This is a genomic window from Variovorax sp. GW823-FHT02B07, assembly GCF_058797695.1.
The window spans coordinates 690,401-702,931 of the sequence record NZ_JBXAJX010000001.1 but is presented as its reverse complement, the minus strand read 5'-3'; the positions used below and the strand labels follow the sequence as shown (position 1 = coordinate 702,931).

Here is a 12,531-nt window from a genome sequence, read left to right as displayed (position 1 = left end):
GGCTTACTCCGACACGACGACTTCGTCGCCCTCGACGGTGAAGCTGTGCGGCATGTCTTCGGACGCCCACTTCATATAGTCGACTACCTGCTCAAAACGGGGGTCACCACGGCGCAGCACTTCGGGACGGTACTTCTCGTCAAACATCACCGGTAGGAACGAATAGCGCGCGCTGCCATCCTTGACCACCACAGCCTTGGCGAGGAGGCTGATCGTGCAGTCCTTGCCGTAGGGCATGAAGGGGTACGCCGGATCCAAATCCGCGTGATTTCGAACGGCACCGTGCATCCACGCCGGCTCCTTCCACGAAGGAGCGGGGAACGACTTGGTCATCGCGAACACGCCGATACTGTAGAAGATCGCTTTGCCTTTGTACATCTCGACCGCCTTTGGCAGGTGCGGCGCATGGCCCACCACCATGTCGGCGCCCGCATCGATCGCCGCGTGCGCCACTGCGACTTGGTAGTCAGAGATAACGCGCGGCAGGCGGATCACCCCTGCGTGAAAGGCCAGCACAATGAAGTCCACTTCACGCCGCAGCTTGGCGATATCTTCTACTAGATTGGCCAGGTCCTTCGCGTCGGGCTCGGTTCGCACACGCACCGGCTGGTGCGGGCCGCGCGTCTCGTACATAGTCTTGACGCGGATCGGCGCGATGCCGGGCTTGTCCGGTCCCGCTTCGCTGCCGGCCGGGCCGACGGACGTGTAGCCGAGGTAAGCGATCCTCACGCCGTTGCGCTCGAAGACAGCGGCACGGCGCGCCTCTGCAAGGTTGCGCCCCGCGCCCGTCACCTGGATGCCGCGCGAGTTCAGCAGCTCTCGCGTGTCCACCAATGCATCCGGGCCGCTGTCGTAGCTGTGATTGTTGGCCATGGTGACGGCATCAAACCTGCCGTTGGTATAGATGTCAGCCATCTCGATGGGCTGACCGACCTGCGGCGCATGGTCCATCTTCACACCGCGCGTCGAGTAGGTGCGCATGCAATTCACAAAGCGCAGGTCCACGGCATCAAGCGCGGGCTTCACAAGATCGGTATAGCCCTCGATGGGGAAACCTTGTGCAGGGCCGTGCGTGGGCCCGCAATCACCGCCAATCAGAAGGCTGGTCTGAGAGTTCATTTTTTCTCCTTGCGAGGATGGATGTATGCAGTTTCACTGAATGGAACTTATGCTGCCAATCAGAACCGATGTTATCATCAACCCATACGAATGCCTACAGCATGACGCGCACAGCGCGCACCACTACGACCTGAGGAATACCCATGAAACCAACATCAAGACAAGGCGAGGGTTGGACGCCCGCCCAGCGCCTGCAGGGCAAGACTGCCGTGGTCATCGGCGCGGGCCAGAGTCCGGGCGAAGGCATCGGTAACGGCCGCGCCGCCGCCATGCGTTTCGCGCGTGAAGGTGCGCGCGTGCTGTGCGCGGACCGCCGACTCGATTCCGCCGAAGAGACCGCGTCACTCATCCGCGGAGAGGGTTTCGAGGCCATAGCGTTCGAAGTGGATGTGGCGCGCGAGAAAGACCTCGCCGAGGTCATGGCCGAAGCGCAAGGGCGTTGGGGCTCGCTCGACATCCTGCACAACAACGTGGGCGTGAGCCTGGGCGGCGGCGACGCAGACTTGCTCGAGATCACCGAAGAGAATTTTGACAATGTCGTGCGCATCAACTTGCGCGGCACCGTTTTCGCGTGCAAGCACGCGGTCGCAATCATGCGGGAGCAAGGCTCCGGTGCCATCGTGAACGTAGCGTCGGCCGCAGGGCCTGGCAAGTACCCTTATGCCGCTTACAAGGCCTCCAAGGCTGGTGTGATTGCATTCACGGAACAACTGGCCCTTCAGCAGGCTCCCTTCAACATCCGCGCCAACAGCATCCTGCCCGGGCTCATCGGCACGCCAATGGCGGTGGAGACACGCTCGAAGGTTTGGAAGATGTCACGCGAGCAGATCGAGGAGGAACGGGCCGCCAAGGTGCCTCTGGGCCGCCAGGGTTCGGCCTGGGATGTGGCCAATGCAGCCCTCTTCCTCGCCTGCGATGAATCTTCTTTCGTGACCGGGGTTTCGCTCCTCGTTGACGGCGGCCGCATTCTGAATCGCATCTGATGCCAGCGGGTCGCGCAGACCCCCCTGCCCTCCGCCTGGGCTGGGAGATCGCGCGAAGCATCGCCGGCCAGATCTGCCTGCATGCAGCGATGGCTGGCGCTCGGCTCACGACAGCGCTCCTCGCGCTCTCGCAGGGCTATAGCAAGGCGGCCGTGGGTGCGCTTGTGGCGCAATTTGCGCTCATGCAGGTGTTCCTGGCGTTGCCAGCGGGCAGATTCGCCGACCGGAACGGGCTCAAGCGGCCGCTCACCTACAGCACCATCGCAGCGATCACGGGCCTGTGCTTGGCCGCCACTTGGCCCATCTATCCCGTCTTGTGTCTGTGCGCGCTGCTATGCGGCGGAGCGACCGGCGCGGCGGCCATCGCGCTGCAGCGACACGTGGGCCGACTTGCCCAACCCCCTGCACAGCGTCGTACGGTTTTCACGTGGGTCGCAACGGCCCCAGCGATGGCGATCGTCATCGGCCCGGCAGCGGCAGGTTTCATCATCGACCACGCAGGGTTTCGTGCCGCGTTTCTCATCATGGCGCCATGGCCGATCGCGGCATGGCTGCTGTCGAGGATGGCGACCGAGAGCACGACAGAGGGCACTCCCGCGAAGCCTGCGGGCACCACATGGGACTTGCTACGTGCCCCGTATATGAGCGTCCTACTGCTCATGAACCTGTTCATGTCAATTTCATGGGAGCTACACGCCTTCATGGTGCCGGTGCTCGGCCATGAGCGCGGACTGCATGCCTCGCAGATCGGCACGATCCTGGCCTGCTGCGCCACAGGTGTCGCCGTAGTGCGGATTGCAGTCCCACTGTTCGCCGCTCATCTGGCCGAGTGGCTACTGATCACGCTCGCGGTGGCGTTTGCGGGCGTTCTCATCATTGCGTATCCCTTCGCGCCGTCGACGCTCGTGATGTGCGTTGGCTCCGCGCTAATCGGCATGACCCTGGGTTGCGTGCAGCCCATGGTACTGAGCATGCTGCACCAGATCACGCCAGCCGACCGGCAAGGCGAGGCCTTGGCAATCCGAATGATGACGGTGAACGCCTCTGCCGTGACCATCCCGATTGTGCTCGGAGCGGTGACTGCAATCAGCGGTCCAGCGGGCGTCTTCTGGGTAATGGGCATGGTGACTCTTGCTGGCAGCACGCTCGGCAGACGCCTGCGCTTCGCGCCCCGGCATTCGTGACCATCCTAAGTTCCACCCATCGGAATTGATTCCAAATTTATTGACGTACTCGGCCGACCGCAGTACAGTCCCGTCGACGCTCCTCCCCGCCCCTTTCTGCTTTCCCATGAAAAACTTCCAGCACCTCTTCGAGCCTCGTTCCATCGCCGTCGTTGGCGTGTCGGACGACGCCGTCCGCCCCGGTTCACAGGCCGTGCGCGCCCTCATCAATAACGGTTACGCCGGCACCATCTACCCCGTAAACCCGAAGTACCCCGTGTTCGAAGGGCTCAAGTGCTATGCCGCGGTGGCTGACATTCCCGATACGGTTGATCTGGTCGTCATCGGTGTTCCCGCGCAGGGCGTCCTACCCGTGTTGGAACAGTGCGCTGCGAAGAAGGTGCCTTACGTGGTGGTGCTAAGCGGTGGCTTCCGCGAAAGCGGTCCTGAAGGCATCGAGCGCGAACACCGAATGATGGAAATAGCGCGTGCAGCGGGCATCCGCATCGTGGGCCCGAACTGCCTGGGCTTCGCCAACATCCACTCCAACGTCTACGCTGCATTTGGCAGCATCACGCGCGCCCCCAAACTGCAGAAGGGCTCAGTCTCACTGGTCACGCAAAGCGGCGGTTTCGGCTATTCCATTGCCCTCGCCTGCGCCGAAGCGGGCATCGGTTTCCGCCACGTCATTGCGACCGGCAATGAAACGGATGTGGACACCGTCGAACTCATTGACGCGCTGATCGACGATGAAGCCACTGGTTGCATCGTCGCGTATATCGAAGGCTCGCGCGACGGGCGCAAGCTGTTGGAAGTCGGGCGTCGCGCCCTCATCGCGGGCAAACCCGTACTGCTCTGGAAAGGCGGCGTGACCGAACAGGGCGCGCGTGCAGCTGCATCGCATACGGCCAGCATGACCGGGACCTACGATTTCTACAAAGCACTGTTCAAGCAGACCGGCATCATCGAGATCCAGGAACTGCACGAAACGGTGGACTACCTCAAGGCCCTGGTGCCCGGCAAGTACCCGGCAGGTCGTGGCGCGGCAGTGATGGGAGTATCGGGCGGCTCCGCCATCGTCTTCGCCGACGCGGGCGAGCGTGTCGGCGTGACCATGTGCGACCTGGCGCCGCCTACGCAGGAACGCCTGGCCAAGGTCGTGCCGAACATCGGCGCCGTGCACAACCCGATCGACCTTACCGCCGGCTACTTCTCGGCTGCCAACCAGGAGAAGCTCGCCGAAGCCGTGCGCGCCGTCCTCGCAGACCCAGACGCCGATTCACTGTGCGTGAATCTCGCGACGACCGGCAAAGCCGGTAGCCTCGCCGCAGCCGAAGTGCTTGGTCGTGTGGCGAAGGAAACCGACAAGCCGATCGTCGTCTTCTCGTCGGCACCGGCCAGTGAAGTTGGCGAGGCAATGGCGCATTTTGCGCAAGCCGGCATCCCGGTCCTGCCCTCCCCCTCGCGTGCTGCACGCGCCCTGGGCGTACTGGCGGACTTTCGGCAGGCGCGTGCAAAGCTGAGCGCAGCCGATCCCGCCATCGACGTCGCTTCGTTCGAATTGATCAGCACGCTGGAGCAGCTCGCGACGCAGGGAGCGCTGTCGGAAACTCAGTCCAAGTCCATCCTTTCCAGAGCGGGTGTTTCGGTGTCGAAGGACGTCGTGGTCCAAGGCGTGGATGGCTCCGTCTTCGACCACATGAAAGCGCCGCTGGTGGTGAAGATCGTCTCGAAGGACATACCTCACAAGACAGAAATCGGCGGCGTCAAGATTGGCATCCAAACGCGCGCCGAGCTGGAAGAGGCGATCGCAGAAGTGCTGGCTAACGCGAAAGCGCGCGCACCGGGTGCCTCCATCGAAGGCGTGCTGGTGTCGGAAATGGTGCGCGGCGGCTTCGAGCTAATCGCCGGCGTCGTGAACGATGAGGTCTTCGGCCCAGTCGTTGTCGTGGGCGCCGGTGGCATCTACACCGAAATCCTGCGGGACACGTCTTGCCGCATCGCGCCCTTCGGCGAATCAACCGCGCGCGAAATGCTGGACGAGTTGAATTGCCGCCGCATCCTTGACGGCGTTCGCGGTGGCCCCGCGCTGGACGTCGCAGCTGTGGCGAAGTCGCTCGCGGCGCTCTCGCAATTCGCATGGGCCGCGCGCGACGTGGTGCAGGAAGTCGATGTCAACCCGATCTTCGTGCTGCCGCAAGGCGCCGTGGCGGTAGACGCCTTGATCGTTCCGCGCAACGCGGCATCCATCGCCGCGCACTGAAGGGCCATGATGAACGCCCCGCAAGACGAACTGGTTCTCATCGCGCGACGTGGTGCACACCTCGTGCTTACGCTAAACCGCGCAGACAAGGCGAACGCGATGACTGTGGCGATGGTCGAGACGCTCACGGCTCAGATCACACAGGCAGCAAATGACGCGGGCATTCGCGCCATCGTCCTCACGGCCAATGGCGAACGGGTGTTCTGCGCCGGCGTCGATGTACGCGAGAAACCCGCCGACGGCGACATTGCCGCGCAGCGCGAGCGCCGCTCGCACGCGCTGGCAGCCTTGCAGGATGCTGTCACCGACGTCCCCAAGCCAGTTGTCGTATCACTGAACGGCACAGCCACCGGCGCGGGCGCGATGATCGCGCTTATGGCGGATGCGTGCGTCGCTGTAGACAGCGCGAGCATCGGCCTGCCCGAGATCGACATCGGCATCGCGAGCTTCTCGGGCGCCAACATCCTCACCGTAATCGGCGGCCGCGCTCTGGCACTGGACCTGATCCAGAACGGCCGCAAGATGCCCTCGGGCGAAGCACTCACCCGCGGGCTCGTTCGCACCGTCGCTGCGCGATCCGAACTTGAAGGCGCGGCTCAAGCCACGGCCGATTTGCTTGCGGCAAAGGACGCGCAGGCGTTCGCGGCCAATAAGCACTGGATCAACCGCGGCTTGAAAGCGGCTCTGGTCGAAGCACGTGCCGAGCACGCGCGGCATCGAGCGAAAGCCACCGCGAAGTAACCTGCAATCAGCAACGCACAAGGAGACACACGTGGCAGATCTGGAACTCGGAACGCACGACGGCGTAATGGTCGCGACACTCAATCGTCCCGACAAGAAAAATGCCACCAGCAAAGAGATGCTTGAGGCGCTGCAGACAGCGCTGAAGCAGGCCAACGACGACGAGACGATCCGCTGCTTCGTGCTCACTGGCGCAGGCGACGCTTTCTGTTCGGGTGGCGACCTCGGCCGTCGTTCGAAGGAGATGGGAGATCCGACGCCGCTCGAACGCAAGAACCAGTTGGCCTATACCCAGCGACTTGCTCTCGCCATCGAGCAGTTCGAAAAGCCCTTGATCGCCGCCGTCAATGGTCCTGCGGTCGGTGCGGGCATGGACCTCTCACTCATGTGCGACATCCGCTTCGCCGCAGCGTCCGCGCGCTTTTCCGAGGGCTACATCAAGGTGGGGCTTATCCCTGGAAACGGCGGCTGCTGGTTCCTTCCACGGCTCGTCGGAACGGCGCGCGCGCTCGAGTTGCTCTGGACAGGCGACCACGTCGACGCACAAGAGGCGTTGCGTATTGGCTTGGTGAACCGCGTGACTGCGGACGACAAACTGATGCCTGAAACGCTTGCCTTCGCGAAGCGCCTAGCCGAAGGTCCGCCGCTACAGCAACGCGATATCAAGAAGCTCATGTATCAGGGCCTGCGCACAGACTTGCGCACGAGCCTAGAGGCGGTGACGACGCACATGGCGGTCGTGCAATCGACGGCCGACTACAAGGAAGCCATCCAGGCCTTCAAGGAAAAGCGCAAGGCGGTGTTCAGCGGTCGTTGAGCGACGGCGTCCACCGCTCGCGACCAAAACCCGCCCGCGAGTTGAACATCGGCATTTCAGTGCGGTTCTGCGCTTTCGTGATTTTTTCAATAGATGGAACTGGTTCCAGTTGAATCCAGAAGCGCGACAACAATAGGAGACAAGGATTCCCATGAGAATCGGATATATCGGACTGGGCGCCCTCGGCAGTGAGCTCGCCCGCCGCTTCGTCGCAGGCCATGAGCTGACGGTGTGGGATCTCAACAACCGCGCGGCGGCACCGCTCGCGCGGGCCGGCGCACGTGTGGCGCCTTCAGCGGCGGAGCTCGCAAAGCAGTCGGACGTCATCCTGTTATGCCTGCCGCGCAGCGCCGATGTGCGCGACCTCATTTTCGGCTCCGGCGGCCTCGCCGAAGGTCTCTCCCCAGGGCAACTCGTCATCGACCAGACCAGCGGTGTGCCGAAGGAGACCGCCGAGACGGCGGCCCGCCTCGCAACGCTCGGTGTAGCGATGATGGATGCGGCTGTATCTGCGAGCCCTCACGTGGTCGCGCAAGGTGCAACCACCCTCATGGCGGCCGCGCCCGACGACGTGTACGAACGCGCCCTGCCGGTGCTGCGTGCGATCACTGAAAAAATTCATCGCTGCGGCACGCGGGTCGGCGACGGCCAAGCCATGAAGATCGTCAACAACGCCATGAACGCGGCCTGCAGGCTCGGTACGCTCGAAGTCGTGGCAATGGGCCGGAAGGCGGGGCTGTCGCTGGCCGCGATGACCGAGACACTCAACACCGGACGCGGATGCAACCAGACCACCGAGAAGATGCTGCCAGCGATCGCACGCGGCGAGGCATCGACTAACTTCGCGCTGGCGCTGATGCTCAAGGACGTGAACCAGGCCACTGCTCTGGGCATGGAACAGAGCGTGCCGATGCCGATTACCGGCATCGTGCGCAGCCTGCTACAGATCGGCTTGAACACGCTCGGTCCGCAGGCAAAACTGGAAGACATGGTCGGCCTCACCGAGGCTATGGCGGCAACTCGCTTCGTGGACTCGCCCCTGGGAGCTGCGCCTGAAGAGGATGCCGCTGACACCCTGCTGACGATCGATTCCGCTGTGGCGGCACTCGGACAGCTCGTTACCTACGAATGCGTGGCCGCGGGTTCTAGACACGGCCTTGCACTGCCTGACATGGCGCGCATCCTTCACGGGACCTCGGGCTGGAGCCACGAGTCGCGCGAGGTGTTCGCGCAATTGAACGCCGGCACCAAGGTTTCGAGGGAGCAATTCGGACTCATGACCGCGAGCTTGGCAACCGCCGCGGAGTTGGGCCTGCGCGTCGGCGCACCTATGCCGATTTCCTGCGCCGTGCGCGGCGTAGCCGAGTCGGCATACCACGGCACCGCAATCCAATTTTTCGGAGACTAAACCATGAAGACTTTCAATCTGCTGCGCGCGCTTGTCGCACTCATCTCGGTGGCGGCGACCTCTCATGCGGCGCTCGCCGCCGATGCGTTCCCCACACGCCCCGTGCGAATCGTCGTCAACACGGCCCCGGGCGGGCTGACCGACATCACCACGCGACTGGTCGCGCAGCACATGGGCGAGGCACTCAAGCAGCCCGTCATCGTGGATAACCGTGCCGGCGGCGACGGGCTCATCGGCATCCGTGCCGTGAAGTCCGCGCCCGCCGATGGCTACACGCTGCTTGCCACCGCAGGGACCATTGCGTTGCAGATGGCGGTGCGCGAGGACCCGGGTTACGACTTGGTGAAGGACTTCACTGGCGTAGGGCTCATGGGCCGTTCGCCCTACCTCATGGTCGTAGCCCCAACCGCGCCGTACAAAACGTTGGGCGAATACGTCGCCGCCGCCAAGGCGAACCCGGGAAAGGTCACCTACGCGTCTGCTGGCGTCGGCACGGCAGTTCACCTTGCCACCGAGCGGTGGATGCACCAGCTCGGAATCAAGCTGATGCATGTGCCCTACAAGGGTAATGGCGCGGCGATGCCCGACGTGATGGCGGGTCGCGTTGACATGATTCTCGAAGCCTACGGCAGCAGCAGTGGAAAGCTTAAAGGCGGACAGTTGCGCGCGCTAGGCGTCACAAGCACGTCCCGCATCAGCGCCTTGCCGAACGTGCCCACCTTTGCGGAGTCCGGCGCGCCGGGCTACAGCTACTACACGTGGCTGTGCGTCGTCGCTCCGGCCGGCACGCCCAAGGACGTCGTAGCGAAGCTTTCCGAAGCTCTTCGCAGTGCGACCAGCACAAAGACCGTCAAAGACCGCTTCCGCGATGACGGTATGGAGGCGATGAACCTCACGCCGGATGAATTCAATCAATTTCTCTCGCGCGAAGTGACCCAGGCGCAGGCAACCGTAACCGAATTGGGTTTGCCGAAGCAATGAGAAAGGCACGCACATGACGTCCCTTCATACTGGGCGACGTGTCATCGCTCGCATCATGGCTGCGGCGATGACGCTGTGCGCTTTCGGGTTTCATTCCGGTGTTGGGTATGCGCAGGCGACGAACTTTCCCGACCGACCGATCCGCTGGATCGTGCCCTGGCCGCCCGGTGGGGGCGCCGACATGCTCGCCCGTATGCTGAACGTGAAGCTGGGCCAAGTGCTGGGTCAGCCGGTCGTGATCGACAACCGCGGCGGCGCTGGCGGCAACATCGGCGCATCCGCCGGTGCCAAGGCCGCACCCGATGGCTACACGATGACGTTCGCCTACTCGGCAACCCACTCGATCAATCCGCACGTCTATCCGAAGATGCCCTTCAAGGAGAGCGACTTCGCTCCAGTGATCTTCATCTCGCTGGTGCCGCAAGTCCTTGTCGTCAATGCTTCGTCGCCGGCGCGCAACGTACAGGAGTGGCTAGCACTTGCAAGGAAGCGGCAGATGGCTTTTGCATCTGCAGGACAGGGGTCCATTGGCCACCTCGGTGGCGAGCTATTCGCTTCGCTTACCGGCATCAATATGCTGCACGTTCCCTACAAGGGCGGTGGCCCGGCCTTGGCCGCCGTGCTCTCGGGCGAAGTGGACGCCTTGTTCGGCGTGCCTGTCGTGCTCGCGCCGCAGATCAAGGCGGGAAAACTGCGCGCGATCGGTGTCACGACCGCGATGCGCACCGGCGTGCTTCCCGATGTTCCCACCATCGCGGAGCAAGGAGTCCCGGGCTTCGACGTGAGCTCGTGGAACGGGGTCCACGTACCTACGGGAACACCACCCGAAGTGATCGCAAGACTTAACGCAGCCTTCAACAAGGTGCTTGGGGACCCCGAAGTTCGCAAGCAGCTGATCGAGAACGGCTACGAAATCATCGGCGGCGAGCCGGTGAAGTTTTCCAGCTTCGTTGCGGTCGAGCTGGAGAAATGGAAACCCGTCCTCAAGAGGGCCAAAGTGCAAATCGAATGAACCACGCCATGACTGAAAACCTGCTGGACAGCGACAACGACGATTCCGTGCGCATGAGCGTGGCCGAGGCGCGTGCGCTCGGCGAAGAAGCGCTTGGCACCCTGGGCTTTTCACCAGACGATGCAGCTGCCATCGCTACGCACCTGGTGGATGCTTCCACATGGGGCTATGAATTCGCGGGCTTGCCCCGCATTCTGGTCATCGCGAACCGCGCGGAACTGAAGAAGCCGGTGACCCCCGTCACTGTCGTCAAGGAAACGGCGGTCTCCGCATTGCTCGACGGCGGCAACCAGGTGGGCTATCTCTCGCTCAATCGGGCAACGGACATCGCGATCGAGAAGGTTCGAACGGCAGGCGTCGCAGTGGTGGGGCTGCGCAACAGCTGGTTCGCAGGGCGAAATGCGTACTACCTCGAGAAGGTGGCTCGCGCAGGCTACGCGGCCGTGTACTTCGGCAGCAGCACGCCGACGGTGGTGCCTCAAGGCGCAGTTCAGAAAGCACTGGGAACCAACCCGATGGCGATTGCGCTGCCGGGCAAAGACAACCCCTTCGTCTTCGACATGGGTACGGCCTCAGTCATGTCGGGTGAAGTGTTGATGAAGGCATTCCTTGGCGAGCGATTTCCACACGTCGTTGGGGTGGACAAGGACGGCAACCCGACCAGCGACGCGCGTGAACTACTCGAAGGCGGCGTCCTTCCCTTCGGCGGCCACAAAGGCTATGGCCTGTCGCTTGCCGTCCAGGCCCTCGGCCTGATGGCGGGCGCACGTATGCGCAATGGTGAAGTCAGCGACTTCGGCTACCTTCTAATTGCGTTCGATCCTGGGCTTCTCATGCCCGCCGAGCAATTCATCTCTGAGTTTCAGGAGCTGCTCGAAAAGATCAGGGGCTTGCCGCGCCAACCGGGCGTCTCCGAAATCCGGATTCCTTCCGAGCGTGGATTCCGGGAACGTGAGATCCGGCGCAAGCAGGGAATCCTGGTGAACAAGCGCGTGGTCGAGCGGCTGCGTGAAATGTGCGAAAAGGCCGGCCCACACTGAATGGAGCGACCGCATGAAAAAGCACCCCACGCGGCGAGCTGTGTTGTCCCTGCCTCTGGCGGCTACAGCGCTATACCTACCCGGCGCCTTTGCGCGGAGCGACTATCCGAACAGGCCAATCAAGATCCTCGTCGGGTTCGCACCGGGCGGTTTCACTGATGTGGCCGCGCGCTTGATCGGCCAGAAGCTCGCCGATTCGCTGGGACAACCTGTGGTGGTAGAAAACCGCCCCGGTGCCAATGGCCTGATTGCGAGCGACGCTACGGCGAAATCGCCGCCGGATGGCTATACGCTCTTCATGTCGTCTCTAGGCCTCACTACGAACCCCCTGCTGCAGGAGCGCGCCACCTACGATCCAGTCAAAGGCTTCACGCCGATTTCACTGCTGGCGATGGTCCCTAACGTGCTGGTAGCAGGCCCGAGTGTGCCGGCGAACAACCTGAAGGAACTGCTTGCACTCGCTCGCACACGCAAGCAGCCTCTGACTCAGGCATCAGCGGGCAACGGGTCGCCGGGACACCTCTCAGCAGCCCTGCTGCAGGTCATGACACAGATTCGTCTCGACCACGTCCCCTACCGCGGCTCGGGCCCGGCCATGACCGATCTGATCGGAGGCCACGTGGACATCTCTTTTCCAACGATTCCCACTGCCTTGCTTCAGGTACGCACCGGTAAGCTCAAAGCCATCGCGGTGACCGGCGCGAAGCGATCACCGTTGCTGCCCGAAGTACCCACCATGGCTGAGGCGGGTGTACCTGGCTACGACATGGGCGGTTGGTACGGCCTGGTTGCACCGCCGGGTATGCCCAAAGAGATTGCCGACATGCTGTCATCCGAGGTCGTCAAGATCGTCAAGATGCCCGACGTGCGCGAACGCTTCCTTGCCGAGGCCTCCGAGCCGGTGGGTTCGGATGGCGTCGAAATGGCCGCCTTCCTCGCTCGCGACTTCAAGCGCTGGAAACAAGTCGTCCAGGCCGCCAACATCAAGCCGGGCACCTGAGAAT

General features: G+C 63.0%; 11 protein-coding genes. 10 read left to right on the top strand and 1 reads right to left on the bottom strand.

Going from position 1 to position 12,531, the window contains the following annotated elements:
* Positions 1-3: 3 nt before the first annotated feature.
* Positions 4-1,119 (bottom strand): CapA family protein, encoded by a 1,116-nt coding sequence (locus tag AC1RGU_RS03365; protein ID WP_492684928.1) that lies wholly within the window; start codon positions 1,117-1,119, stop codon positions 4-6.
* A gap of 143 nt (positions 1,120-1,262) precedes the next feature.
* On the opposite strand from AC1RGU_RS03365, the gene AC1RGU_RS03360 reads away from it, so the two are divergent.
* The 10 genes from AC1RGU_RS03360 to AC1RGU_RS03315 all read left to right on the top strand — a co-directional run bounded on the left by AC1RGU_RS03360 (position 1,263) and on the right by AC1RGU_RS03315 (position 12,527).
* Positions 1,263-2,102: an SDR family NAD(P)-dependent oxidoreductase gene (locus AC1RGU_RS03360; RefSeq protein WP_492684927.1), complete on the top strand. Its 840-nt coding sequence runs from the start codon at positions 1,263-1,265 to the stop codon at positions 2,100-2,102.
* A complete protein-coding gene (locus AC1RGU_RS03355; RefSeq protein WP_492694701.1) occupies positions 2,102-3,286 on the top strand; it encodes an MFS transporter in 1,185 nt (394 codons plus the stop codon). The genes AC1RGU_RS03360 and AC1RGU_RS03355 overlap by 1 nt, the downstream gene beginning before the upstream one ends.
* 106 nt (positions 3,287-3,392) lie before the next feature.
* Entirely contained in the window at positions 3,393-5,528 is a 2,136-nt protein-coding gene (locus AC1RGU_RS03350; protein ID WP_492694699.1) for an acetate--CoA ligase family protein, read from the top strand.
* Between the two features lie 9 nt (positions 5,529-5,537).
* Positions 5,538-6,269, top strand: a complete 732-nt coding sequence (locus AC1RGU_RS03345; RefSeq protein ID WP_492694697.1) for an enoyl-CoA hydratase/isomerase family protein — start codon at positions 5,538-5,540, stop codon at positions 6,267-6,269.
* A gap of 31 nt (positions 6,270-6,300) precedes the next feature.
* Entirely contained in the window at positions 6,301-7,086 is a 786-nt protein-coding gene (locus tag AC1RGU_RS03340) for an enoyl-CoA hydratase/isomerase family protein (RefSeq protein ID WP_492694695.1), read from the top strand.
* 151 nt (positions 7,087-7,237) lie between these two features.
* Positions 7,238-8,494: an NAD(P)-dependent oxidoreductase gene (locus AC1RGU_RS03335; RefSeq protein WP_492694693.1), complete on the top strand. Its 1,257-nt coding sequence runs from the start codon at positions 7,238-7,240 to the stop codon at positions 8,492-8,494.
* Between the two features lie 3 nt (positions 8,495-8,497).
* On the top strand, positions 8,498-9,475 hold the full coding sequence (locus tag AC1RGU_RS03330) for a Bug family tripartite tricarboxylate transporter substrate binding protein (RefSeq protein WP_492684921.1): 978 nt from the start codon (positions 8,498-8,500) through the stop codon (positions 9,473-9,475).
* 13 nt (positions 9,476-9,488) lie between these two features.
* Positions 9,489-10,487 carry a Bug family tripartite tricarboxylate transporter substrate binding protein gene (locus AC1RGU_RS03325; RefSeq protein WP_492694691.1) on the top strand — a complete coding sequence of 333 codons (999 nt, stop codon included), beginning with the start codon at positions 9,489-9,491 and terminating at the stop codon, positions 10,485-10,487.
* A gap of 8 nt (positions 10,488-10,495) precedes the next feature.
* A complete protein-coding gene (locus AC1RGU_RS03320; protein ID WP_492684919.1) occupies positions 10,496-11,527 on the top strand; it encodes an Ldh family oxidoreductase in 1,032 nt (343 codons plus the stop codon).
* A gap of 13 nt (positions 11,528-11,540) precedes the next feature.
* Positions 11,541-12,527, top strand: a complete 987-nt coding sequence (locus AC1RGU_RS03315) for a Bug family tripartite tricarboxylate transporter substrate binding protein (protein WP_492694689.1) — start codon at positions 11,541-11,543, stop codon at positions 12,525-12,527.
* Positions 12,528-12,531: the final 4 nt, after the last annotated feature.

Excerpts from the sequence above, each read along its gene's own strand:
- AC1RGU_RS03365 (WP_492684928.1), bottom strand. The coding sequence starts at position 1,119 with ATGAACTCTCAGACCAGCCTTCTGATTGGCGGTGATTGCGGGCCCACG.
- AC1RGU_RS03360 (WP_492684927.1), top strand. The coding sequence starts at position 1,263 with ATGAAACCAACATCAAGACAAGGCGAGGGTTGGACGCCCGCCCAGCGC.
- AC1RGU_RS03355 (WP_492694701.1), top strand. The coding sequence starts at position 2,102 with ATGCCAGCGGGTCGCGCAGACCCCCCTGCCCTCCGCCTGGGCTGGGAG.
- AC1RGU_RS03350 (WP_492694699.1), top strand. The coding sequence starts at position 3,393 with ATGAAAAACTTCCAGCACCTCTTCGAGCCTCGTTCCATCGCCGTCGTT.
- AC1RGU_RS03345 (WP_492694697.1), top strand. The coding sequence starts at position 5,538 with ATGAACGCCCCGCAAGACGAACTGGTTCTCATCGCGCGACGTGGTGCA.
- AC1RGU_RS03335 (WP_492694693.1), top strand. The coding sequence starts at position 7,238 with ATGAGAATCGGATATATCGGACTGGGCGCCCTCGGCAGTGAGCTCGCC.
- AC1RGU_RS03330 (WP_492684921.1), top strand. The coding sequence starts at position 8,498 with ATGAAGACTTTCAATCTGCTGCGCGCGCTTGTCGCACTCATCTCGGTG.
- AC1RGU_RS03325 (WP_492694691.1), top strand. The coding sequence starts at position 9,489 with ATGACGTCCCTTCATACTGGGCGACGTGTCATCGCTCGCATCATGGCT.
- AC1RGU_RS03320 (WP_492684919.1), top strand. The coding sequence starts at position 10,496 with ATGACTGAAAACCTGCTGGACAGCGACAACGACGATTCCGTGCGCATG.
- AC1RGU_RS03315 (WP_492694689.1), top strand. The coding sequence starts at position 11,541 with ATGAAAAAGCACCCCACGCGGCGAGCTGTGTTGTCCCTGCCTCTGGCG.